General features: G+C 68.2%; 19 protein-coding genes and 1 pseudogene. 17 read left to right on the top strand and 3 right to left on the bottom strand.

Annotation, left to right across the window (positions count from 1 at the left end):
• Positions 1-77 precede the first annotated feature (77 nt).
• From RS901_RS18635 to RS901_RS18585, 11 genes and pseudogenes are all read left to right on the top strand, one after another.
• The gene (locus tag RS901_RS18635) at positions 78-2,561 is read left to right on the top strand and encodes an adenosylcobalamin-dependent ribonucleoside-diphosphate reductase (protein ID WP_316150371.1); all 2,484 of its coding nucleotides are present in this window, start codon (positions 78-80) and stop codon (positions 2,559-2,561) included.
• Positions 2,562-2,681: 120 nt separating this feature from the next.
• Positions 2,682-5,042: pseudogene (locus RS901_RS18630) on the top strand (DNA polymerase III subunit gamma/tau).
• Between the two features lie 69 nt (positions 5,043-5,111).
• Positions 5,112-5,444, top strand: coding sequence for a YbaB/EbfC family nucleoid-associated protein (locus RS901_RS18625; RefSeq protein ID WP_013957243.1), 333 nt, complete (start codon positions 5,112-5,114; stop codon positions 5,442-5,444).
• Between the two features lie 8 nt (positions 5,445-5,452).
• On the top strand, positions 5,453-6,067 hold the full coding sequence (recR, locus tag RS901_RS18620; RefSeq protein WP_010814257.1) for a recombination mediator RecR: 615 nt from the start codon (positions 5,453-5,455) through the stop codon (positions 6,065-6,067).
• Positions 6,068-6,143: 76 nt separating this feature from the next.
• On the top strand, positions 6,144-7,049 hold the full coding sequence (locus tag RS901_RS18615) for a LysR substrate-binding domain-containing protein (RefSeq protein WP_010814256.1): 906 nt from the start codon (positions 6,144-6,146) through the stop codon (positions 7,047-7,049).
• Between the two features lie 179 nt (positions 7,050-7,228).
• Positions 7,229-8,425 (top strand): CaiB/BaiF CoA-transferase family protein, encoded by a 1,197-nt coding sequence (locus RS901_RS18610; protein WP_316150365.1) that lies wholly within the window; start codon positions 7,229-7,231, stop codon positions 8,423-8,425.
• Positions 8,422-9,390, top strand: coding sequence for a hydroxymethylglutaryl-CoA lyase (locus RS901_RS18605; RefSeq protein WP_316150364.1), 969 nt, complete (start codon positions 8,422-8,424; stop codon positions 9,388-9,390). The genes RS901_RS18610 and RS901_RS18605 overlap by 4 nt, the downstream gene beginning before the upstream one ends.
• A gap of 48 nt (positions 9,391-9,438) precedes the next feature.
• Positions 9,439-10,455: a tripartite tricarboxylate transporter substrate binding protein gene (locus tag RS901_RS18600; RefSeq protein WP_316150362.1), complete on the top strand. Its 1,017-nt coding sequence runs from the start codon at positions 9,439-9,441 to the stop codon at positions 10,453-10,455.
• Positions 10,456-10,637: 182 nt separating this feature from the next.
• The gene (locus tag RS901_RS18595) at positions 10,638-11,681 is read left to right on the top strand and encodes an ABC transporter substrate-binding protein (RefSeq protein ID WP_013957237.1); all 1,044 of its coding nucleotides are present in this window, start codon (positions 10,638-10,640) and stop codon (positions 11,679-11,681) included.
• 133 nt (positions 11,682-11,814) lie between these two features.
• Positions 11,815-12,627: an ABC transporter ATP-binding protein gene (locus RS901_RS18590; protein WP_013957236.1), complete on the top strand. Its 813-nt coding sequence runs from the start codon at positions 11,815-11,817 to the stop codon at positions 12,625-12,627.
• A gap of 32 nt (positions 12,628-12,659) precedes the next feature.
• The gene (locus RS901_RS18585; RefSeq protein ID WP_316150359.1) at positions 12,660-13,451 is read left to right on the top strand and encodes an ABC transporter permease; all 792 of its coding nucleotides are present in this window, start codon (positions 12,660-12,662) and stop codon (positions 13,449-13,451) included.
• Positions 13,452-13,513: 62 nt separating this feature from the next.
• Here RS901_RS18585 and RS901_RS18580 read toward each other — a convergent pair whose 3' ends face one another.
• Entirely contained in the window at positions 13,514-14,926 is a 1,413-nt protein-coding gene (locus tag RS901_RS18580) for a sensor histidine kinase (RefSeq protein WP_316150358.1), read from the bottom strand.
• On the bottom strand, positions 14,923-15,597 hold the full coding sequence (locus RS901_RS18575) for a response regulator (RefSeq protein ID WP_013957233.1): 675 nt from the start codon (positions 15,595-15,597) through the stop codon (positions 14,923-14,925). Before RS901_RS18575 ends, RS901_RS18580 begins: the two co-directional genes overlap by 4 nt.
• 220 nt (positions 15,598-15,817) lie before the next feature.
• Between RS901_RS18575 and RS901_RS18570 the strand changes: the two genes are divergently transcribed.
• Positions 15,818-16,876, top strand: a complete 1,059-nt coding sequence (locus RS901_RS18570; protein WP_316150357.1) for a porin — start codon at positions 15,818-15,820, stop codon at positions 16,874-16,876.
• Positions 16,877-17,072: 196 nt separating this feature from the next.
• Here the strand turns inward: RS901_RS18570 and RS901_RS18565 are convergent, their stop codons facing one another.
• The gene (locus tag RS901_RS18565) at positions 17,073-18,047 is read right to left on the bottom strand and encodes an NADPH:quinone oxidoreductase family protein (RefSeq protein WP_010814246.1); all 975 of its coding nucleotides are present in this window, start codon (positions 18,045-18,047) and stop codon (positions 17,073-17,075) included.
• A gap of 207 nt (positions 18,048-18,254) precedes the next feature.
• On the opposite strand from RS901_RS18565, the gene surE reads away from it, so the two are divergent.
• The 5 genes from surE to RS901_RS18540 are packed head-to-tail and all read left to right on the top strand — an operon-like array spanning position 18,255 to position 22,837.
• Entirely contained in the window at positions 18,255-19,007 is a 753-nt protein-coding gene (surE, locus tag RS901_RS18560) for a 5'/3'-nucleotidase SurE (RefSeq protein ID WP_013957231.1), read from the top strand.
• 28 nt (positions 19,008-19,035) lie between these two features.
• Positions 19,036-19,956 (top strand): protein-L-isoaspartate(D-aspartate) O-methyltransferase, encoded by a 921-nt coding sequence (locus RS901_RS18555; protein WP_316150355.1) that lies wholly within the window; start codon positions 19,036-19,038, stop codon positions 19,954-19,956.
• Between the two features lie 8 nt (positions 19,957-19,964).
• Positions 19,965-20,816: a peptidoglycan DD-metalloendopeptidase family protein gene (locus RS901_RS18550; protein ID WP_316150354.1), complete on the top strand. Its 852-nt coding sequence runs from the start codon at positions 19,965-19,967 to the stop codon at positions 20,814-20,816.
• A 6-nt stretch (positions 20,817-20,822) separates the two neighbouring features.
• Complete coding sequence (rpoS, locus tag RS901_RS18545) at positions 20,823-22,001, top strand: RNA polymerase sigma factor RpoS (protein WP_316150353.1); 1,179 nt, start codon at positions 20,823-20,825, stop codon at positions 21,999-22,001.
• Positions 21,998-22,837, top strand: a complete 840-nt coding sequence (locus RS901_RS18540; RefSeq protein ID WP_035816316.1) for a 3'-5' exonuclease — start codon at positions 21,998-22,000, stop codon at positions 22,835-22,837. Before rpoS ends, RS901_RS18540 begins: the two co-directional genes overlap by 4 nt.
• Positions 22,838-22,861: the final 24 nt, after the last annotated feature.

Genomic DNA, 22,861 nt, shown 5'->3' with positions numbered 1-22,861 from the left:
TCGGCTTGATCTGGCGCAGGCAACGCGGGCCGCGGGGGCCCGACCATTCACCGACCCAGACCGTGGTGAGCCAATACATGAACGCAAACGACCAGATCATTCGCGGCGCCCTGGCGCCGCAGGAAATCTCCACCGAAGTCCTGATAGAGAAATACGCCAAGGGCGAAGAGCGCAGCATTGCCGATGTCAGGCAACGCGTGGCACGCGCGCTGGCGCAGGCCGAACCCGAGGACCAGCGCGAGGCCTGGAGCGCACGCTTCCTGTGGGCGCAGGAAAACGGCTTCGTGCCGGCCGGGCGCATCAATTCGGCGGCGGGCACCGGCATCCAGGCCACGCTGATCAACTGCTTCGTGCAGCCGGTGGGCGATTCGGTGTCGGAGCCGCGCGAAGGCCGCCCCAGCATCTACACGGCGGTGGCGCAGGCAGCCGAAACCATGCGCCGCGGCGGCGGCGTGGGCTATGACTTCTCCGCGATCCGCCCCGCCGGCGCGCTGGTGCGGGCCACGCATTCGCGCGCCTCGGGGCCGGTGTCGTTCATGAAGGTGTTCGACGCATCCTGTGCCACCGTGGAATCCGCTGGCGCCCGCCGCGGCGCGCAGATGGGCGTGCTGCGCTGCGATCATCCCGATATTGAGAGCTTTATCCACGCCAAGGACAGGGGCGACCTCAGCAACTTCAATATCTCCATTGGCGTCACTGACGCCTTCATGCAGGCCGTGCAGGCCGACGGCGAGGTCGAGCTCGTGCATGAGGCCGAGCCAGGTGCCGACATGATCGCCGCGGGCGCCTATCGCCGCGACGATGGCCAGTGGGTGTACCGGCGCGTGCCGGCGCGCAACCTGTGGGACCAGGTCATGCAGGCCACCTACGACCATGCCGAGCCGGGCATCCTGTTCCTGTCGCAGATCAACGCCGACAACAACCTTTATTACTGCGAGCGCATCGAAGCCACCAATCCCTGCGCCGAGCAGCCGCTGCCGTCCTATGGCTGCTGCTGCCTGGGCTCGATCAACCTGACGCGCTTCGTGCGCCAGCCGTTCTCGCCGCAGGCCGAATTCGATTTCGATGCCTTTGCCGAGGTGGTGCGCGTGGCCACGCGCATGCTCGACAACGTGCTCGACGTGACCTTCTGGCCGTTGCCCGAACAACAGGCCGAGGCCCACGCCAAGCGCCGCGTCGGGCTGGGCTTCCTGGGACTGGGCAGCGCGCTGGTGATGCTGGGCCTGCGCTATGACACCGAGCCGGCGCGGCAGCTGGCGGCGCGGATCTCGGAACGCATGCGCGACGATGCCTACCTGGCGTCGACCGAACTGGCGCTGGAGAAGGGCGCCTTCCCCCTGTTCGATGCCAACGCCTACCTGCAGAGCGGGTTTGCCGGCCGTCTGCCCGAACGCTTGCGCGATGCCATTGCGCGCAATGGGCTGCGCAATTCGCACCTGCTGTCGATCGCACCCACCGGCACCATCACACTGGCCTTTGCCGACAATGCGTCCAATGGCATCGAGCCCGCCTTCTCGTGGACCTACAACCGCAAGAAGCGGATGCCGGACAACACCTACCGCAGCTTCGAGGTGGCGGATCATGCCTGGCGGCTTTACCGTCACATGGGGGCCGACATGGCCCAGTTGCCGGATGCCTTCGTCACCGCGCTGCAGATGTCGGCGCTGGACCATATGCGGATGCTGGAAGCGGTGCAGCCGTATATCGACACCAGCATCAGCAAGACTGTCAATGTGCCGGAGGACTACCCGTACGAGGCCTTCCGCAACCTGTACCTGGAGGCCTGGAAGGCCGGCCTGAAGGGGTTGGCGACCTATCGCCCCAATTCGGTGCTGGGGGCCGTGCTGTCAGTAGAGGCGCCGGCGGCGGCGCCCGCTGCCGTGGCCGACGACAACCCGCTGGTGCGGCCCTTCGGCAGCCGGCCGGTGGGCGACCTGGAGGGGGTGACCTCCAAGGTCGAATACCTGACCTACGAGGGCCACAAGACCGTCTACCTGACCGTCAACTTCATGCGCGTTGCCGGCGTGGCCGATGGCAAGCCGGTGGAAATCGAGCGGCCGGTGGAGTTCTTCATGCCGGCGGGGCAGCGCAGCGAGGGCCAGCAGTGGATCACCTCGACCATGCGGCTGTTGTCGATGGTGGCGCGCTCGGGCGGCTCGGTGGCCAAGGCGCTGGCGGACATGCGCAACGTGGTGTGGGACAAGGGCACGGTGCGCTACGGCACGCTGGTGCGCCAGGACGGCACCGAGGTGCCGCGCTTCCATGACTCCGAAGTGGCCGCGCTCAGCTACGCGCTGCAGCGCATCCTGATCAAGCGCGGCTTCCTGGATGCCGAGGGCGGCCAGGTGCCGGTAGCGGCGCTGGCCGCCAGGCTGGCGCAGCGCGAGGGCGGGGGGCAGGCGCTGGACGCCGGGGCGGATCTCGCCAGCCAGGCCCGGGCCCCCGGCACCCCTGGCGTCGGCACCGGCAAGCCGTGCCCAGAGTGTGGCGCGCACGCCCTGCACAAGGTCGACGGATGCGCCAAATGCGCCAATTGCGGCTACGTGGGCGAGTGCGGCTGAGCCCCGCCGCTGGCGGGCTGCGGCCACCGGAGCCGGCCCGCGCGGCGCGTGGCGAATAAAGACCGCGAGGTCGGGGCGGCGGCGGCCGGAGGGGGGCCGCCTTTTGCTACAATCGCCGCCATGAGTTATCAAGTTCTAGCGCGCAAATGGCGCCCCAGGGATTTCACCACGCTGGTCGGCCAGGAGCACGTGGTCCGCGCGCTCACGCACGCGCTGGAACAGCAGCGGCTGCACCATGCCTACCTGTTCACCGGCACGCGCGGGGTCGGCAAGACCACGCTGTCGCGGATCCTGGCCAAGGCCCTGAACTGCATCGGTCCTGACGGCAACGGCGGCATCACCGCCCAGCCGTGCGGGCAGTGCAAGGCCTGCCAGGAGATCGACAGCGGCCGCTTCGTCGACTACATCGAGATGGACGCCGCCTCCAACCGCGGCGTCGACGAGATGGCGCAGCTGCTGGACAAGGCGGTCTACGCCCCGACCTCCGGGCGCTTCAAGGTCTACATGATCGACGAAGTGCACATGCTGACCAACCACGCCTTCAACGCCATGCTGAAGACGCTGGAAGAGCCGCCCGGGCACGTCAAGTTCATCCTCGCCACCACCGATCCGCAGAAGATCCCGGTCACGGTGTTGTCGCGCTGCCTGCAGTTCAACCTCAAGCAGATGCCGCCCGGGCATATCGTCTCGCACCTGGACCATATCCTGGCGCAGGAAGGCATTGCCCACGACGGCAACGCGCTGCGGCTGCTGGCCCAGGCCGCGCACGGCTCGATGCGCGACGCGCTGTCGCTGACCGACCAGGCCATCGCCTACAGCGCGGGCCAGGTGTCGGAAGACGCGGTGCGCGGCATGCTGGGCGCGATCGACCAGGGCTACCTGGTGCAGTTGCTCGATGCGCTGGCCGCCGAGGACGGCGCCGCCATGCTGGCGATTGCCGATGCCATGGCCGACCGCAGCCTGTCGTTCGCCGGCGCGCTGCAGGACCTGGGCTCGCTGCTGCACAAGGTGGCGCTGGCACAGGCCGTGCCGGCCTCGGTGCAGGACGAATGGCCCGAAGCCGATGAGGTGCGGCGCCTGGCCGGCGTGTTCGACGCGCAGGAAGTGCAGCTGTTCTACCAGATCGCCAACCTCGGCCGCAGCGAGCTGGCGCTCGCGCCGGACGAGTACGCCGGCTTCACCATGACGCTGCTGCGCATGCTGGCGTTCCGGCCGTCGTCGGAGCCCACCACGACGCAAGGGCAGGGCGGCGGTGCCGCCGCGCCTGTGCGTCAGCGCGGCGCCGCCGTGCTGGAGGCCGCCCAGCCCGTTGATACCCGCTATGCGACGGCTGGTGCCAACGCCGCAGCGCAGGTCAATGCCGGTACTGCGGCGGCGCCTGCTCCTGCTCCTGCCCCTGCCGCTATGCCCGCACGGGCGGTACAGCCCGTGCCCGTGGCCGAAGCTGCGGCAGCGCCTGCCACAGTTCCTGCATCCCCTGAAGCGGCGCCAGCGCGCCCGACCGCAGCCGCTGGCAACGGGGCCATGTCGCCCGCCGCCGCCGCGTTGGCTGCTGCCCGCCAGGGTTCCGCCGCCTGAGGTGGCGGCCGCAAGACGCCGCCGCCGGCCATGCCGGCAGCGCCGGCTGCCGCGCAGCGCCCGCCGGCACAGCCCTTGCGAGCACCCGGCGCGGCAGCCGTGAGCCGCCCGCCGGCAGCGCCGGCGCCGGTTGCGAAGGCGCCCATGCAGTCGCCAGTCCAGTCGTCCGCGCCGGCGGCACGGCCCGCCGCGCAGCCCGCGGCGCGCCAGGCGGAGCCGGAATCCGTGCCGCCCTGGGAGTTGGCGGGTGGCAGCGACGTGCCGCCGTGGGAAGAGCTGCCGCCTGACCTGCCGGTCATCGGCCCCTATGACAGCGATCCCGGCTACCGCGACAACGGTTTCAACGAACCGGCACCGCGTGCCGCCGCGCAGCGCAACGGCCCGGCCCGGCCGGGTCGGGCGCCCGCGCGCGAGGCCGAGCCGGCGCGCGAGGCCGCTCCCGTGCAGCCAGCCACGGCGCCGGCAGAGTCCGCCAAATTCGTCGCCCCGCGCCCGCCTGTGGCGGGCGAGGATGGCACCCCGCCTGCCTTCACCGGCGAATGGCCGGTGCTGGCCGCCGGCCTGCCCTTGAAGGGCCTGGCACAGCAGCTGGCCTACCAGAGCGAACTGACCCAGGTGGTCGGACGTACCTTCCACCTGCGCATCCCGGTCGCGGCCCTGGGCGAGAACGGCGTGGCCGAGCGGCTGCAGCAGGCGCTGTGTGACCACTTCGGCGAGCCGGTGCGCGTGGTCTGCGAGGTGGGCGGGGTTTCCATCACCGCGGCGGCGGCCGATGCCGAGGCGCGCGCCGAGCGCCAGCGCCAGGCCGAGGCCGTGATCGAGGCCGACCCCTTTGTACAGGGCCTGCTGCGCGATTTTGGCGGCCAGATCGTGCCGGGCTCGATCCAGCCGCGCGCTGCCTGATCCGCGGCCTGCGTTTGCTTTACCGAACTACTTCACCGAATTTCTTACCGAATCCAGGAGCATTCCATCATGATGAAAGGTCAACTCGCCGGGCTGATGAAGCAAGCCCAGCAGATGCAGGAAAACATGAAGAAGATGCAGGAGCAGCTGGCCCTGATCGAGGTCGAGGGCCAGTCCGGCGCCGGTCTCGTCAAGGTGGTCATGACCTGCAAGAACGACGTCAAGCGCGTCACCATCGACCCCAGCCTGCTGGCCGAGGGCGAAGACAAGGACCTGCTGGAAGACCTGGTCGCCGCCGCCTTCAATGACGCCGTACGCAAGGCCGAAGCCACCTCGCAGGAAAAGATGGGCTCGATGACCTCGGGCCTGCCGCTGCCCCCGGGCTTCAAGCTGCCGTTCTGAACGCCACTGTGAAGGCATCGTCCCCGACCTCGCTGCAGGCACTGGTCGAAGCGCTGCGGGTGCTGCCCGGCGTCGGGCCCAAGTCCGCCCAGCGCATGGCCTACCACCTGCTGCAGCACGACCGCGAGGGCGCGCGCAAGCTGGGCGATGCACTGCGCGGCGCGGCGGACCATATCCGCCATTGCCAGCGCTGCAACACCTTCACCGAGCAGGAGATCTGCGAGACCTGCCTGGACGACCGCCGCGACGCCTCGGTGCTGTGCGTGGTGGAAACCCCGGCCGACCAGGTCATGATCGAGCAGACCCTGACCTACCGCGGCAAGTACTTCGTGCTGATGGGCCGGCTCTCGCCGCTGGACGGCATCGGCCCGCGCGAGATCCACCTGGACCGGCTGCTCGCGCGCGCCACCGAGCCTGAGCTGGGCGGCCCGGTCGGCGAAGTCATCGTCGCCACCAACTTCACCAGCGAAGGCGAGGCCACCGCGCACTACATCGGCGAGATGCTCAAGGCGCGCGGCCTCAAGGTGTCGCGCCTGGCGCGCGGCGTGCCGGTGGGCGGCGAGCTGGAATACGTCGATGCCGGCACCATCGCCCGCGCGGTGATGGACCGCCGCAACCTCTGAGCCCGATCGCGCGGGGCCGGAGCCCCCATGTGCCCGCGCGCCGATCACCGGATTCCTCCGCCTACCTGCCTGCCCCATGAACCTGGCCCGCTTCGATCTCGTCACGCTTGGCTTGTTCGTCGCCGTGGCCCGGCAGGGCAGCATCTCGGCCGGCGCGCGCCAGTCGCACCTGGCCGTGGCCGCCGCCAGCAAGCGCATCTCCGACCTGGAAACCGCGGTCGGCGCGCCGTTGTTCTTCCGCCATGCCGCCGGCGTGCAGCTGACCGAGGCCGGCCAGGCCTGCTTCCACCATGCGCTGACCATCCTGCAGGACGTAGAGCGCATGGCCGGCGTGATGTCGGACTACGCCTCGGGCGTGCGCGGGCAGGTGCGGGTGTGCGCCAACACCTCGGCGATCACGCAGTTCCTGCCCGACGACCTGGCGTCGTTCATGCAGCGCCATCCCACCATCCGCATCGAGCTGGAAGAGCAGAACAGCCGCGACATCGTCGCCGCGCTGGTCGAGAACCGGGCCGACGTCGGCATCTTTGCCGACCGCACCCCCGCGGCCGGGCTGATGACGATCGAGTACCGGCAGGACGAGCTGGTCATCATCACGCCGCCTAACCATCCGCTGGCCGCGCGCGGCCCGGTGCACTATGCCGATACGCTGGAATTCGACTTCGTCAGCCTGCCGCAGGAAACCTCGCTGGCCGCTCGCCTGCTGGAAGAGAGCAGCCGGCTGGACCGGCCGTTCCGGCTGCGCATCCAGGTGCGCAGCTTCGACGCCATGTGCCGCATGGTGATGGCCGGCCTGGGCGTGGGCGTGCTGCCGCGCATCGCGGCCGAGCCGCACGTCAAGTCGATGGGGCTGTCGCTGGTGTCGCTGCAGGACGCCTGGGCGCGCCGCTCGCTGCTGATCGGGCTGCGCGACCCGGCCGGGCTGACGGTGTCGGCGCGGCTGCTGATCACCCACCTGTGCGGCGACCGGGCGCCGTTCTGACGCGCGCTTCCTAGGGATTTCCCAGGGCCTTTCGCGTTCCGAGAAAGCCCGCTTCACCGATTGCCGATTCCTGGCCGGCACCCTGCTGGGGCACACTCCGTCCGAACGCAATGTATGGCACGCCAGTCATTGGTCTTGCCGCACTGCAACAAGACAGCCGCATCGTACGGAGACACCCCATGGCGCAACAGATCCTCGAGGGCATTCGCGTCCTCGAACTCGGACAACTCATCGCCGGCCCCTTTGCCGCCAAGACCCTGGCCGACTTTGGCGCCCACATCATCAAGGTGGAGCCGCCGGGGCAGGGCGACCCGCTGCGCAAATGGCGCATGCTGCATGAAGGCACCTCGGTCTGGTGGGAGGCGCAGTCGCGCAACAAGGAGTCGATCTGCATCGACCTGCGCCAGCCGGAAGGCCAGGCACTGGTGCGCAAGCTGGCCGCCGAGGCCGACGTGCTGATCGAGAACTTCCGCCCCGGCACCATGGAGAAGTGGGGCCTGGGCTGGGATGTGCTGCATGCCGACAACCCGCGCCTGATCATGCTGCGCGTGTCGGGCTACGGCCAGACCGGCCCGAAGAAGGATGAACCCGGCTTTGCCGCCGTGGCCGAAGCCATGGCGGGCCTGCGCCACCTGACCGGCGAGCCGGGCCGCGCGCCGGTGCGCGCCGGCCTGTCGCTGGGCGATACCATCGCCGGCCTGCACGGCGCCATGGGCGTGCTGCTGGCGCTGTACCAGCGCGACGCGCGCGGCGGCGAAGGCCAGGTCATCGACGTGGCGCTGTACGAGTCGCTGTTCAACCTGAGCGAAAGCCTGCTGCCGGAATACTCGGCCTTTGGCGCGGTGCGCCAGCCCGCTGGCGGCGCGCTGCCGGGGATCGCGCCGTCCAATGCCTATCCCTGCGCCAGCGGCGAATACGTGCTGGTGGCGGCCAATGGCGACGCCATCTTCAAGCGCATGATGCTGGCTATCGGCCGGCCCGACCTGGCCGACGATCCGGCGCTGGCGCAGAACGATGGCCGCGTGCAGCGCGTCGACGAGATCGATGCCGCCATCGCCGCCTGGACCCGCACGCAGACCGTGGAATCGGCGCTGGCGGTGCTGCGCGACGCCCAGGTGCCGTCTGGCCGCATCTATACCGTCAAGGACATCGCCGAAGACCCGCACTACCGCGCCCGTGGTGTGATCGAGTCGGTGACCTCGGCCGGCGGCCTGACGGTGGAAGTGCCGGGCGTGGTGCCCAAGCTGTCGGCCAGCCCCGGCGCCATCCATGACCGCGCGCCGGCACTGGGCGAGCATACCGATGCGGTGCTGAAGCAGGCTGGCTTCGATGACGCCGCCATTGCCGACCTGCGCGCGCGCAAGGTGATCGCATGAGCGCCGCCGCCAACCTGCGCGGTCCGGCACGCGTCGAGATCAACGAAGTCGCGCCGCGCGACGGCCTGCAGATCGAGCCGGTGGTGGTGCCGACCGACGCCAAGGTCGCCTTCCTCGACGCGCTGTCGGCCTGCGGCTTTGCCCGCATCGAAGCCACCTCTTTCACCTCGGCCCGCGCCATTCCGGCGCTGGCCGACGCCGAGGCACTGATGCACCGCATGCGGCGCCACCCGGGCGTGCGCTATACCGCGCTGGTGCCCAACCTGCGCGGGCTGGAGCGTGCGCTGTCGTGCCAGCCGGATGAGGTCAACCTGGTGATGTCGGCCAGCGAGACGCACAACCGCGCCAACCTGCGCATGACGCGCGAGCAGTCGCAAGCGCAATTGCTGGCGATGATCGAGGCGGCGCGCGGCGCCGGGGTGCCGGTCAACATTTCGCTGTCGACCGTGTTTGGCTGTCCCTTCGAAGGCGAGGTCGACAGCGCCGCGGTGATGGCACTGGCCACCCGCTTTGCCAAGGCCGGCGCGGCCGGCATCACGCTGTGCGACACCACCGGCATGGCCTACCCGAACCAGGTTGCGGCACTGTGCGAAGCCTTCCAGGCCGCGCTGCCCGATACCGGCCTGACCATCCACCTGCACAACACCCGCGGCATGGGCCTGGCCAATGCCCTGGCTGCCTGGCAGACCGGCGTGACGCGCTTCGACGCGGCCGCCGGCGGCCTGGGCGGCTGCCCTTACGCCCCCGGTGCCAGCGGCAACGTCAGCACCGAAGACCTGGTCCACATGTTCGACTGCATGGGCGTCGAGACCGGCGTCGGCCTGGGCGCGCTGCTCGACGTGGTGGCCGGCATGCCGGCGCTGGTCGGGCGCGACATCCACAGCCAGCTGCTGAGCGCCGGCCCGCGCCTGCGCACGCACCAGCCGCCGGCCTGGATGGCAGAGCATTTCGCCGGGCAGGCATAGCCGGCACCCAGACAAGAACAACACATCCAACAGATAACGGAGACCCTCATGAAGCAAGCCCTTCAACGCAAGTCCACCGTGCCCGCACGGCGCAAGGCCGTAGCCGCCACGCTGGCGGCACTCGGTGTGGCATGGTTCGCGCCCGTCGCCCTGGCGCAGGACGGTACCTATCCCACCCGTCCGGTGACCCTGGTGGTGTCGGCCGCTGCCGGTGGCACCACCGACATCGCGGCGCGCATGATTGCGGAACCGCTGTCCAAGGCGCTCGGCCAGCCGGTGGTGGTGGACAACCGTCCCGGCGGCAACGGCAGCATCGCCGCGCAACTGGTGGCACGGGCCAAGCCGGACGGCTACACGCTGATGCTGCAGTACTCGGGCTTCCACGTGATCACGCCGCTGCTGGTCAAGAACCTGTCGTGGGACCCGGTCAAGGACTTTGCGCCGGTGGCCAACATCCTGTCGGCGCCGCAGGTGCTGGTGGTGCGCCCGAGCCTGCCGGTCAAGTCGCTGAAGGAACTGGTGGCCTACGCCAAGGCCAATCCGGACAAGCTCAACTACGCCTCGTCGGGCAACGGCTCGCTGCAGCACGTATCGACCGAGCTGCTGAACCAGATGGCCGGCACGAAAATCACGCACGTGCCTTACAAGGGCACCGGCCCGGCCATGACCGACCTGCTGGGCGGCTCGGTGGACCTGACCATCACCACGCCGCCGCCGCTGATGGCCCATATCGCCGCCGGCAAGCTGCGTCCGCTGGTGGTGACCAGCAAGACCCGCCTGCCCAGCCTGAAGGACGTGCCGTCGGCGCCCGAGGCCGGCTACCCCGACCTGGACGTGTCGTCATGGTTTGCAATGTACGCACCGGCCGGCACGCCCAAGCCGGTGATCGACAAGCTGACCGGCGAAATCGACAAGATCATGCGCACCGAAGCCTTCCGCAAGAAGGCCGAGGACCTGGGCGCCGAGGCCAAGTACATGAACCCGCAGCAACTGGGGCAGTACCAGAAGGCGGAGCTGGCGCGCTGGGGCAAGGTGATCAAGTCCGCCGACATCCACGCGGAATGATGGCGAGGGCTGAGGCAAGGTGATCGAAAGGTAAGGGCGCTAAGCTGGCGGGTTTGCTAGGTGTTGATACCGATGCGGTGCATCGCACCATCCGGTAGCATCGCAACTTGCCGCACCGCGGCGCGCCCCCCTTCGAGCGCATGTTAGCCGCAGCGCCAGTCCACACGGGTAGGAGATCTCGCATGTATAACAAGAAATTCTGGAAGCAATTCCTGATCGCGCTGGCGCTGTTCCTGGCCGGCTGGTTCACCTTCGGCCAGGCGCAGGCGCAGGGCAAGCCCGAGAAGACCAAGGTCACCATCGCGGTGGGCGGCAAGAACCTGTTCTACTACCTGCCGCTGACCATTGCCGAGCGCCTCGGCTACTTCAAGGAAGAAGGGCTGGACGTCGAGATCGTCGACTTCGCCGGAGGTGCCAAGGCGCTGCAGGCCGTGGTGGGCGGCAGCGCCGACGTGGTCTCGGGCGCCTACGAGCACACCATCAACCTGCAGGCCAAGGGCCAGCGCTACCAGGAATTCGTGCTGCAGGGCCGCGCCCCGCAGATCGTGCTGGTGGTGTCGAACAAGACCATGCCAAACTTCAAGTCGATCGCCGACCTGAAGGGCAAGAAGATCGGCGTGACCGCGCCGGGCTCGTCGACCAACATGATGGCCAACTTCGTGCTGGCCAAGGCCGGCCTGAAGCCGTCCGATGTGTCGTTCATCGGCGTGGGCGCCAGCGCCGGCGCGGTGGCGGCGATGCGTTCGGGCCAGATCGATGCGATGGCCAACCTGGACCCGGTGGTGTCGATGCTGACGCAGAAGAACGAAGTGCGCATCGCCTCGGACACCCGCACGCTCAAGGACACCCAGGCTGTGTTCGGCGGCAACATGCCGTCGGGCTGCCTGTATGCGTCGCAGGCGTTTATCCAGCAGAACCCCAACACCACGCAGGCGCTGACCAATGCCATGGTGCGCGCGCTCAAGTGGCTGCAGAAGGCGGGCCCGTCCGATATCGTCAAGACCGTGCCGGAAAGCTACCTGCTGGGTGACCGCGCGCTGTACCTGGCCGCGTGGGACAAGGTCAAGGAAGCGATCTCGCCGGACGGCACCATGCCGGCCGACGGCCCGCGCACCGCGTTCAACGCGCTGAGCCAGTTCGACGCCGAGCTCAAGGGCAAGCCGGTCAAGCTGGAAGAGACCTACACCAACGCCTTCGTGCAGAAGGCCAACGCGAAGTACAAGTAAGACCCTCGCCGTCGATGCCATCGGCCCGCTGTCCGCAGCGGGCCTTTGCTTTGAAGCCTTGACGGCCAATCCATCATCACCCGCCCGCGCCGCGCCCCCCGGCGCCGCCACGGCGGGACCGAGACGGTTCACCATGAGCACTCCCGCACTTTCCCTCGACAAGGTCACCTGCACCTTTGTCTCGCGCGATGACCGCAGCCAGCGCTATACCGCGGTCCAGGACGTCACGCTGTCGATCCAGCCCGGCGAATTCGTCTCCGTGGTCGGCCCCACCGGCTGCGGCAAGTCCACGCTGCTGAACGTTGGCGCCGGCCTGCTGGAACCCTCCAGCGGCGAGGTGCGCGTGTTCGGCGAGCCCCTGCGCGGCATCAACCGCCGCGCCGGCTATATGTTCCAGACCGAGGCGCTGATGCCCTGGCGCAGCGCGCTGGACAACGTCGTCGCCGGCCTGGAGTTCCGCGGCGTGGCGCGCGCCGAGGCCGTGCAGCAGGGCGAGGAATGGCTGCGCCGCGTGGGCCTGGGCGGCTTTGGCGACCGCTACCCGCACCAGCTCTCGGGCGGCATGCGCAAGCGTGTCGCGCTGGCGCAGACGCTGGTGCTGGACCCGGACATCATCCTGATGGACGAACCGTTCTCGGCGCTGGATATCCAGACCCGCCAGCTGATGGAGAACGAGGTGCTGGAGCTGTGGGCCGCCAAGCGCAAGGCCGTGCTCTTCATCACCCACGACCTGGACGAGGCCATCGCCATGAGCGACCGCGTGGTGGTGCTGTCGGCGGGCCCCGGCACGCATCCGATCGGCGAGTTTGCCATCGACCTGCCGCGCCCGCGCGACGTGGCCGAGATCCGCAACCATCCGCGCTTTGTCGAACTGCACGCCGCGATCTGGGACGTGCTGCGCGAAGAAGTGCTCAAGGGCTATGCCCAGCAGCTCAAGGTGGCCTGAGCCTTCCCATCACAACAAGACCTGAATTCACGATGGCATTCCGTAACGACTCCAAGGGCATGCTGCGCGTCTGGCAGCTGCTCGTCCTGGTGGTGATCCTCGGCGTGTGGCATGTGGCCACGCGCTCGCAGCAGGTTGCCTTTTTCTTCGGCGAACCGCTGATGGTGGCGCAGCGCATCTGGAGCTGGTTTATCGTTGAGCGCGATATCTACCTGCATCTGGGCGTGACGCTGATCGAAACCGTGCTGGCCTTCGGCATCGGCACGGTGGCGGGGCTGGGCGTGGGCCTGTGGCTGGCGCTGAGCCCGCTGACCTCAGCCATCCTCGACCCCTACGTCAAGGCCATGAACTCGATGCCGCGCGTGATCCTGGCACCGATCTTCGCGGTCTGGTTCGGCCTGGGCATCTGGTCGAAGGTGGCGCTGGCGGTGACGCTGGTGTTCTTTATCGTCTTCTTCAACGTCTACCAGGGCGTCAAGGAAGTGAGCCCGGTGGTGCTGGCCAACGCGCGCATGCTGGGCGCCAACCAGAAGCAGCTGCTGCGCCATGTCTACCTGCCCAGCGCCACCAGCTGGGTGTTCTCGTCGCTGCATACCTCGGTGGGCCTGGCCTTCGTGGGCGCGGTGGTGGGCGAATACCTGGGCTCGGCGCGCGGCGTGGGCTACCTGATCCTGCAGGCCGAAGGCACCTTCGACATCAATACCGTGTTTGCCGGCATCGTGGTGCTGACGGCGTTTGCGCTGGTGCTGGACTGGATGGTCGGCATGGGTGAGAAGCGGCTGATGAAGTGGCAGCCGCAGAGCGGGGAGACGGAGAAGCTTTGAACGGAAGCGCCGAATCGAAGGGAAGGGCGGCTGCGGCCGCCCTTTTGCTTTGCCGGCAGCGCTCAGTCTGCGGCGCCTGCCTCAGGTGTATCAAAGCAGACCGATACGGTCAGCCCGCCTCCCGGCGTATCCCCCAGCACCACTGCTGCACCATGCAGCCGTGCGATCTCGCGCACGATCGACAGCCCCAGCCCGGTGCCTTCCACGGCCTGCCCGCTCTCGCCGCGATAGAAGCGCCGGAACACGGCATCGCGCTCTGCCGGCGCAATGCCGTGGCCGTTATCGATCACCTGCAGTCGCGGCACGCAGCCGTCCAGCGCCACGCGCACCGTGACCACGGCGCCATGTCCCGCATAGCGGATCGCATTGTCGATCAGGTTGCCCGTCAATTCCTGCAGCAGCTCGGCCTGCCCGGCGACCTCCACCGGCCCTTCCTGCTCGAAGCCCAGGTCGACCTCGCTGCCACGCGCCACCGGCGCCCAGTCCAGTGCCACGCCTTGCGCCAGCGCATCGAGCCGCAGCGGCCTGAGCGTGGGCATATACCCCGCATCAGGCTCCAGTCGCGACAACGACAGCAGCTGCTGCACGCCCTTGGATGCATTGCGCACGGTGCCGTGCAGCAACCGCATATGCTCGCGCACGCGTTCGCCGTCGCGCTCGCGCAGTGCCAGCTCGGACTGCGCCTGGATGATCGCCAGCGGCGTCTTGAGCTGGTGCGCGGCATCGGCGAAGAAGCGCTTGCGCGCGTGCACCATGCCGTGGAGCCGGTCCATGTACTGGTTCAGCGCCTGCACCAGCGGCTTCATCTCGGCGGGCAGGTCCTTCTGCTCGATCGGGTCGAGCTGCGTGCCGCGTCGCGCCACAGTGTCGGAGAGCCGGTTCAGCGGCCGCAGCCCGCGCCGCACGCCGAGCCAGACGATGCCCAGCGCCAGCGTCACCAGCATCAGCTCCTGCAGCAGCGAGCCGATCAGGATGTCGCGCGCCACCAGCTGGCGCGGCTCGATGGTCTCGCCCACCAGCACCCACACCAGCCGCGTGCGCGCCGAGCCCACGTCGTGCACCGGCAGCGCCTGGGCCGCCATGCGCAGCGGGTGCTCGCGGAAGATGGTGTCGTAGAACTCGGTGCGGTACAGCCGCAGCGGCGCCTCGGCCGGCATCGGCAGGTCGTCGTAGCCGGTCACGGTGGCGCCGTCCTCGTCGCGGATGCGGTAGAAGATGCGCGGGCCGGCCTGGTCGTCGAAAAGTTCCAGCGCCAGGTTGGGCACGTCGACCTGGAGCCGCCCCTCGCGCAGGCGGATGCCTTCGCGCATCGCGCGCAGCGACGCCTCCAGCGTGCGGTCGAAGGCGATATGCGCGGCCGACATGGCGCGCTCATAGGTCAGCCACGCATCGAAGGCGAGCAGGCCCATCAGCGGCAGCAGCAGCCATAGCGACAGCTGCAGGCGCAGGCTGGGCGCCTGTCGTGGGCGCTTCATGCCACCGGCCGCGCTTCGAGCAGGTAGCCCAGCCCGCGCAGCGTGACGATGGCCACGCCGCTGCCGTCGAGCTTCTTGCGCAGCCGGTGCACGTAGATCTCGATCGCGTCCGGGTTGACCGATTCGTCGATGCCGAAGATCTTCTCCGACAGCGCCGCCTTGTTCACCGCGCGGCCATCGCGCAGCAGCAGCACCTCCAGCACGGCGCGCTCGCGCCCGGTCAGCGGCAGCAGCTCGCCGTGCAGCAGGACGGCACGGCTGACGCTGTCGTAGTGCAGCGGGCCGCAGGCGATCTGCGTGCTCTCATGCCCGTGGGCACGGCGGATCAGCGCGCGGGCGCGGGCTTCCAGTTCGGACAGGTCGAAGGGCTTGGCCAGGTAGTCGTCGGCGCCCAGGTCCAGGCCGCGCACGCGGTCTTCGACCGAGCCGTGCGCGGTCAGGATCAGCACCGGCAGCGGGTTGCGGCGCTGGCGCAGGCGGCGCAGCACTTCCAGGCCATCCAGTCCGGGCAGGCCCAGGTCCAGGATCAGCAGCGCGTAGTCCTGCGTGCTGAGCAGGTTGTCGGCGCTGCGGCCGTCGTGCATGCAGTCGACCGTGAAGCCGGCCTGGCCCAGGGCCTGGCTCAGGGAATTGGCCAGCATCACATTGTCTTCGGCTAGCAGGATACGCATGGGGCAGGGCAGTCAGGCGGCAATACAGAAAAACGGCCGGAACGGCCGAGGCCAGACAGATACAGGGAAGTGCGCCCGCTTAGAAGTTAGGGAAACCACCAACCCCGCAGCGGCGCCGCGCCCGCGAAAAGCCTGCATTCCGAAAGCGAACTGAAAGTGCGCGTCCCCTACCATCCGGCCGGCTAACGATTCACACAACAAGCACAAGCAAGGAGATGGCATGAAGCGTACGGCAATGGCATTCGCAGCGATGGGTCTGGCTGCAGCCGGGTCGGCATCCGCCCAATCGAGCGTGACGATGTATGGGCTGGTGGACGCCGGCATCGAATATGTCAGCCACGCGGGCCCGGACGGCTCGGCGGTCAAGCTGACCTCGGGCGGCAAGAACACCTCGCGCTGGGGCATCCGCGGCAGCGAAGACCTGGGCGGCGGCCTGAAGGCGATCTTCGCCCTGGAAAGCGGCATCGCCATCGACACCGGCAAGCTGGACACCGACAACACGCTGTTCGACCGCCGTGCCACGGTGGGCCTGGCAAGCCGCTACGGCCAGGTGGTGCTGGGCCGCACCTTCACCACGACCTACGACTTCATGCTGCCGTTTGACCCGATGGGCTACGCGCCGGCCTATTCGTGGGCGACCTCGTCGACCGCGACCGGCGGCCGCAAGGATGGCCTGTTCTCGCGCGCCTCGAACGCGGTCCGCTACGACGGCAGCTTTGGCGGCCTGAAGCTGGGCGCGACCGTGGCCATGGGCGAAGTGGCGGGGGACTTCAAGAGCTCGTCCAAGTACGCGCTGGGGGTGGGCTACAGCGCCGGCAACTTTGCCGCGGCCGCCACCTGGGACCGCCAGAACGGCGCCGGCAGCAGCACCACGCCGGCCGACAGCACCGACTACATCCAGGGCATCCATGCCGGCGCCAGCTATGACTTCGGCGACCTGAAGCTGTTTGCCGGCTACCGCAACTACAAGCGCACCTTCACCACCGGCGCGGCGACGGACCGCAGTGACATGTACTGGGGCGGCGCCAGCTATGACTTCACGCCGGCCTTCACGCTGTACGGCGCGGTCTACAAGCAGAACATCAAGGGCGGTAATAATGCCGACGCGATCCTGTTCTCGCTGCGCGGCCAGTACGCGCTGTCCAAGCGCACGGCGGCCTACCTGTCGGTGGGGTATGCCGATGCGCGCAACGGGCAGAACGTCAGCGTCTCGCGCGACCTGGTCGGCTTCGCCAACAACCAGACTGGCGTCATGGCCGGCCTGCAGCATCGCTTCTGAGGGAACGGCGGCCTGAATGGCCGGAATGGCCTCATTGGCCTGTTGGGAACTGCCCACCGCCTGGCGCATGGGTGTGCGCCATCCACGGCGGCTGGCAGGTTGAGGCGCGTTGCCTCAGCCGGGCGCAGGGCGTAGCCGCACGCCTTGCGCCCTTCTTTTACCGGCGGGCAGAGCGCGCCGCCGGCGTGCGTGCCGCTCAGGGCACGATCACGATCTTGCCGGTGACCTTGCGCGCTTCCATGTCCTTGAGCGCCTGTGGGGCCTGCTCCAGCGGATAGCGCGCCGAGATATGCGGGCGGATCTTGCCTTCCTTCATCCAGCCCAGCATCTGCGCCATATTGGCCTGGTTGGCCTTGGGCTCGCGCCGCACGAAGTCGCCCCAGAACACGCCCACCAGCGAGGCGCCCTTGAGCAGCGCCAGGTTCAGCGGCAGCTTGGGGATCTCGCCATTGGCAAAACCCACCACCAGGTAGCGGCCGCGCCAGCCGATCGAACGGAAGGCCGGTTCGGCATAGATGCCGCCCACCGGGTCGTAGATCACGTCCGGGCCCTTGCCGTCGGTCAGCGCCTTGATACGCTCGCGCAGGTCTTCGGTGCTGTAGTTGATCAGCGCATCGGCGCCGTGCTCCTTGCACACCGCCAGCTTCTCGTCGGTCGAGGCGGCGGCGATCACGCGCGCGCCGATGGCCTTGCCGATCTCGATTGCCGCCAGGCCCACGCCGCCGGCCGCCCCCAGCACCAGCATGGTCTGGCCGGCCTTCAGCTCGCCCCGATCGATGACCGCGTGGTGCGAGGTGCCGTAGGTCAGCGTGAAGGCCGCCGCGGTCTCGAAGTCGATGCCGGGAGGCATCGGCACCACCGACGCCGCCGGCGCTTTGGCCTGGCTGGCGAACGCGCCATTGCCCAGGTAGGCGATCACCTTGTCGCCAGGCTTGACGTGGGTGACGCCTTCGCCCACCGCATTGACCACGCCGGCCAGCTCCGAGCCCGGGCTGAACGGCAGGGCAGGCTTGGCCTGGTATTTGTTCTGGATGATGAGCACATCCGGGAAGTTGACGGCGGCCGCCTTGACGTCAATGACCACTTCGCCCTTGGCCGGCACCAGGTCGGGCAGGGTTTCGATGGTCAGCGAATCGGGCGGGCCCCAGGCTTTGCACAGTACGGCTTTCATCTTGTCTCCGGTGATGTTGGTGGCATTTCACGCCAGTCAAGCTTATGCGGGCGGGCAGGGCAAGTGTAGCGCAGAAATAGCACGGTCGTTCTGTTCCATGCCCAAGCGATGGAGGTGGTTATTTGCGGCCTGCATACAGCGTCAGAAACGTGCTTTCAGGGCGGCGCGCGGGCCGCTTGCGCGCGCGCGCTCAGGTACAATCGCGCCATGCATATCCTTCTCGCCAACGACGACGGTTATCTCGCGCCGGGACTGGCCGTTTTGCATGCCGCGCTCGCGCCGCTGGGCCGGATCACGGTCATCGCGCCGGAGCAGAACCATAGCGGTGCCTCCAACTCCCTGACCCTGCAGCGGCCGCTGTCGATCTACGAAGCGCGCGAAGGCGTGCAAAAAGGTTTTCGCTTCGTCAACGGAACGCCAACTGACTGCGTGCATATCGCGCTGACGGGCCTGCTGGAAGAAAAACCCGACCTGGTGGTGTCCGGCATCAACCAGGGACAGAACATGGGCGAAGACGTGCTGTACTCCGGCACCGTCGCCGCCGCCATCGAGGGCTACCTGCTGGGCATTCCGTCGATCGCCTTCTCGCAGGTGGACAAGGGCTGGGAGCACCTGGACGCCGCGGCACGCGTGGCGCGCACCGTGGTGGAGCGCATCATTGGCACGCCGCCGGCCGAGCCGTTCCTGCTCAACGTCAATATCCCGAACCTGCCGTTCGAACATATCAAGGGCTACCGCGCCACGCGCCTGGGCAAGCGTCATCCGTCGCAGCCGGTGATCACGCAGGTCAATCCGCGCGGCGACACCAACTACTGGATCGGCCCGGCGGGCGATGCGCGCGATGCCAGCGAGGGCACCGATTTCCATGCAACCGCGGCCGGCTATGTCTCGCTCACGCCGTTGCAGCTCGACCTGACGCACCGCGGGCAGCTCGACGCGCTCGACCAGTGGTTGAAGTAGGCCACCGATCCGCAGTGTCGCGCCCCCGATGAGTTCCACGCCCCGTCGCAACAAGTTTCCGCTGCCGCTCGATGCCGTAGTCGAGCGCAAGCCTGCACCGGCCCGCACTGCCGGCATGCCTGCCGTGGGCACGCCGCGGCCGGCCGCGCCCACACCCACGCCAGCCAAGCCGGCCAAGCCGCGCCTGCCTCGCACCGCCGCACCGGCGCCCGCGCCGGTGCCTGCAAGCGCGGTCGAGCAACGCGCCTCGGCGGCCACCGCGGGCGGCGGCGGCATGGCCTCGGCGCGCGCGCGCGCGGCGCTGGCGGCGCGGCTGCGTGCCGCGGGCATCCGCGACGAGCGCGTGCTGTCGGCCATCGCCACCGTGCCACGCCACCTGTTCGTCGAGCCGGGGCTGGCATCGCAGGCGTATGAGGACGCCGCGCTGCCGATCGGCCACCAGCAGACCATATCCAAACCATCGGTGGTGGCGCGCATGATCGAGCTGCTGCGCGAGGGCCTGGGCGCCGACGCGCCGCTGGAGCGCGTGCTCGAGATCGGCACCGGCTGCGGCTACCAGGCCGCGGTGCTGAGCCAGGTGGCGCGCGAAGTCTTCTCGATCGAGCGCATCCGCCCGCTGCACGAGCAGGCCAAGGCGAACCTGCGGCCGCTGCGCGTGCCCAACCTGCGCCTGCACTACGGTGACGGCATGCTGGGGCTGCCCCAGGCGGCGCCGTTTTCGGCGATCATCCTGGCCGCGGCCGGCATGGAGGTGCCCGAGGCGCTGCTGGAGCAGCTGGCCATCGGCGGGCGCCTGATCGCCCCGGTGGCGGTGATGCCGCCGGCGGGCGTGCCGGGCCAGACCGTCACGCAGCAGCTGCTGCTGATCGAGCGGCGCAACCGCCATCGCTTTCACAGAACCGCGCTTGAAGCCGTTTTCTTTGTGCCCTTAAAATCGGGCACCATCTGAGTCGAACTATGCACAACATCGTGAAATCGCAATATTTCGCACGCGCCGGACAACTTTTTGCGGCCTCGGCGCTGACGGCCCTGCTGGCCGCCTGCGCCAATTCGCCGATGCCGGCACCCGTGGTTGACCGTACCTCCACTTCCGGTGCCACGGCCGCGACGCTGGAACCGGCGCCCCCCGGATACTATCGGGTCAAGCGAGGCGATACCCTTTACCGTATCGCGCTGGAGAACGGCCAGTCGTATCGCGATGTGGCAACGTGGAACAATCTGAGCAATGTGAACCAGATTGAGGTCGGCCAGCTGCTGCGCATCGTGCCGCCGGGTGCCGACGTCAACACTGCGCCCGGCGTGGCCACCATGCCGGTGGCGCCGGGCACGGTGCAGGCGCAGCCGATCGACCAGGCCCGCCCGGCCGCCACGCCGGTGGCGCCGGCTGCGGCCGCTTCGGCGCCTGCGGCAACGCCCGCCGCGGCCGCGGCGCCGGTCGCCGATGGCGCGATGAAGCTGGCCTGGCCGGCAACCGGCCAGACGGTCGGGAAATTCGACGACAAGGGCAATAAAGGCATCGATATTGCGGGCAAGAAGGGCGATGCGGTGCTGGCCGCGGACGATGGCCGGGTGATTCACGTTGGCCCCTTGCGCGGCTACGGGAATCTTGTCATCATCAAACACAACGAGACATTTCTTACTGCTTACGGGCACAACGACAAGGTGCTCGTGGCTGAGCAATCCGCGGTCCGAAAGGGCCAGAAGATTGCGGAGATGGGCAACAGCGATACCGACCGGGTAAAGCTTCACTTCGAAGTTCGCAAGAACGGAAAACCGGTTGATCCGATGCGGTACCTGCCGCCACAGTGAGGGTTCATGCCACGCCAGAAAACTGTCTCCTCCGGAACCGTCAGCAGGGCTCGCCGTCCCAAGCAGCCGGAAGTGAAGGCTGGTGTGGCACATCCCGACGCGCGCGCCGATGTCGAAGGCTTCGAGCCTGATCTCGCCGCCGAACTGATTCCCGTGACCGACGAGCCCATCGCCACGTCCACTTCGGTGGGCCTGCGCGAGGCCGACCTGCTTGCCGACGACAACGAGCGCACCGTGCGCGACGACGAAGAGGACGAGTCGGAAGACGAGGAAGAAGAGAGCGCGGAAAATGGCACCGACGGCGCCGCCCCCGAGCATGATGATTTCCGCACCGTGCTGCATACCGAGCTGGCCGCGGACACCGTCCAGCACTACCTGAACCGCATCAGCATCAAGCCGCTCTTGTCCGCGCCGGAAGAACTGCATTTCTCCACGCTGGCCAAGGACGGCGATTTTGCCGCGCGCCAGGTCATGATCGAGCGCAATCTGCGGCTGGTGGTCAGCATCGCCAAGGGCTACCTCAATCGCGGCGTGCCGCTGCTCGACCTGATCGAGGAAGGCAACCTCGGCCTGATGCACGCGATCGAGAAATTCGATCCGTCGCGCGGTTTCCGCTTCTCGACGTACGCGACCTGGTGGATCCGCCAGAGCATCGAGCGCGCCATCATGAACCAGGCGCGCACGGTCCGCCTGCCGGTCCACGTGATCCGCGAACTCAACCAGGTGCTGCGTGCCAAGCGCCACCTGGAGAAGGGTGGCACCGACGGGCGCGACGCCAGCCTGGAAGACATCGCCCACCTGCTGGGCAAGACGCCGGACGAAGTGCAGGACGTCCTGGCACTCAACGAACATACCACCTCGCTCGATACGCCGTTCGATCTCGATCCCGGCTCGAGCCTCCTGGATTTCCTCTCCGACGAGCACAACGCCGCCCCCGACCAGGAGGTGGCGCACCGCGAGCTGGAAGGGCTGATGAAGCTCTGGCTGGCGCGCCTGTCGGAAAAGCATCGCTATGTGGTGGAGCGCCGCTTCGGCCTCAACCATATCGAGCCCGCCACGCTGGAAGAGCTCGCCGAGGAAATGGGCCTCACGCGCGAGCGCGTGCGCCAGATCCAGCAGGAGGCGCTGGTCAAGCTCAAGCGGCATTTCGCTTCGCAAGGTGTCAGGAAGGACGCTGTTCTATGACTCCTGTGCTGGTATTCGACATCGAGACCATTCCCGATGTTGCCGGCCTGCGCCGTTTGCATGACCATCCCGATGCGATGAGCGATGCTGAAGTCGCCGAGCATGCGTTTGCTGCCCGCCGCGAAAAGACCGGCAGCGATTTTCTCCCGCACTACCTGCAGCGCATCGCCGCGATTTCCTGCGTGCTGCGCCGCACGCACCGCGACGGCTCGGCGGTGTTCCACGTCGGCTCGCTGGGCACGCCGGAAGACGGCGAGGCCACGCTGATCCAGAAGTTTTATGAACTGATCGCGCGCTACAGTCCGCAACTGGTTTCATGGAACGGCGGCGGCTTCGACCTGCCGGTGCTGCACTACCGCGGCCTGGTCAACGGCGTTACCGCGCCGCGCTACTGGGAAATGGGCGAGGGCCGCGAGGACGACAGCCGCGACTTCAAGTGGAACAACTACATCAGCCGCTACCACATGCGGCACCTGGACCTGATGGACCTGCTGGCCATGTACCAGCCCCGCGCCAGCGCGCCGCTGGATGACCTGGCCAAGCTGTGCGGCTTCCCGGGCAAGATGGGGATGGACGGCAGCAAGGTCTGGCAGGCTTTCCAGGCCGGCCAGCTCGACGAGATCCGCGCCTATTGCGAGACCGACGTCGTCAACACCTACCTGATGTACTGCCGCTTCCAGCTGATGCGCGGCGGCATGTCGCCGCGCGAGTTCGACGTCGAAATGGAATTCGTCCAGGAATCATTGGCCGAGCTGCCCGGCGAGCAGTGGATGGAATACCTGCAGGCATTCCGGCTGCAGCGTCTCACGCCCGAAGCCGAAGACCTCGAAGACTGAGGACGCCGGCGACGCGCCGACACG

Origin of the sequence: Cupriavidus sp. BIC8F (assembly GCF_032465815.1) — a bacterium.
Taxonomy (GTDB): Bacteria; Pseudomonadota; Gammaproteobacteria; order Burkholderiales; family Burkholderiaceae; genus Cupriavidus; species Cupriavidus necator.
Note: the sequence above shows the minus strand (reverse complement) of the source record. Positions and strands in the feature narration are given on the sequence as shown.

Coding starts and splice junctions, on each gene's coding strand:
- RS901_RS18635 (WP_316150371.1), top strand. CDS start 78: ATGAACGCAAACGACCAGATCATTCGCGGCGCCCTGGCGCCGCAGGAA.
- RS901_RS18625 (WP_013957243.1), top strand. CDS start 5,112: ATGATGAAAGGTCAACTCGCCGGGCTGATGAAGCAAGCCCAGCAGATG.
- RS901_RS18615 (WP_010814256.1), top strand. CDS start 6,144: ATGAACCTGGCCCGCTTCGATCTCGTCACGCTTGGCTTGTTCGTCGCC.
- RS901_RS18610 (WP_316150365.1), top strand. CDS start 7,229: ATGGCGCAACAGATCCTCGAGGGCATTCGCGTCCTCGAACTCGGACAA.
- RS901_RS18605 (WP_316150364.1), top strand. CDS start 8,422: ATGAGCGCCGCCGCCAACCTGCGCGGTCCGGCACGCGTCGAGATCAAC.
- RS901_RS18600 (WP_316150362.1), top strand. CDS start 9,439: ATGAAGCAAGCCCTTCAACGCAAGTCCACCGTGCCCGCACGGCGCAAG.
- RS901_RS18595 (WP_013957237.1), top strand. CDS start 10,638: ATGTATAACAAGAAATTCTGGAAGCAATTCCTGATCGCGCTGGCGCTG.
- RS901_RS18590 (WP_013957236.1), top strand. CDS start 11,815: ATGAGCACTCCCGCACTTTCCCTCGACAAGGTCACCTGCACCTTTGTC.
- RS901_RS18585 (WP_316150359.1), top strand. CDS start 12,660: ATGGCATTCCGTAACGACTCCAAGGGCATGCTGCGCGTCTGGCAGCTG.
- RS901_RS18580 (WP_316150358.1), bottom strand. CDS start 14,926: ATGAAGCGCCCACGACAGGCGCCCAGCCTGCGCCTGCAGCTGTCGCTA.
- RS901_RS18575 (WP_013957233.1), bottom strand. CDS start 15,597: ATGCGTATCCTGCTAGCCGAAGACAATGTGATGCTGGCCAATTCCCTG.
- RS901_RS18570 (WP_316150357.1), top strand. CDS start 15,818: ATGAAGCGTACGGCAATGGCATTCGCAGCGATGGGTCTGGCTGCAGCC.
- RS901_RS18565 (WP_010814246.1), bottom strand. CDS start 18,047: ATGAAAGCCGTACTGTGCAAAGCCTGGGGCCCGCCCGATTCGCTGACC.
- surE (WP_013957231.1), top strand. CDS start 18,255: ATGCATATCCTTCTCGCCAACGACGACGGTTATCTCGCGCCGGGACTG.
- RS901_RS18555 (WP_316150355.1), top strand. CDS start 19,036: ATGAGTTCCACGCCCCGTCGCAACAAGTTTCCGCTGCCGCTCGATGCC.
- RS901_RS18550 (WP_316150354.1), top strand. CDS start 19,965: ATGCACAACATCGTGAAATCGCAATATTTCGCACGCGCCGGACAACTT.
- rpoS (WP_316150353.1), top strand. CDS start 20,823: ATGCCACGCCAGAAAACTGTCTCCTCCGGAACCGTCAGCAGGGCTCGC.
- RS901_RS18540 (WP_035816316.1), top strand. CDS start 21,998: ATGACTCCTGTGCTGGTATTCGACATCGAGACCATTCCCGATGTTGCC.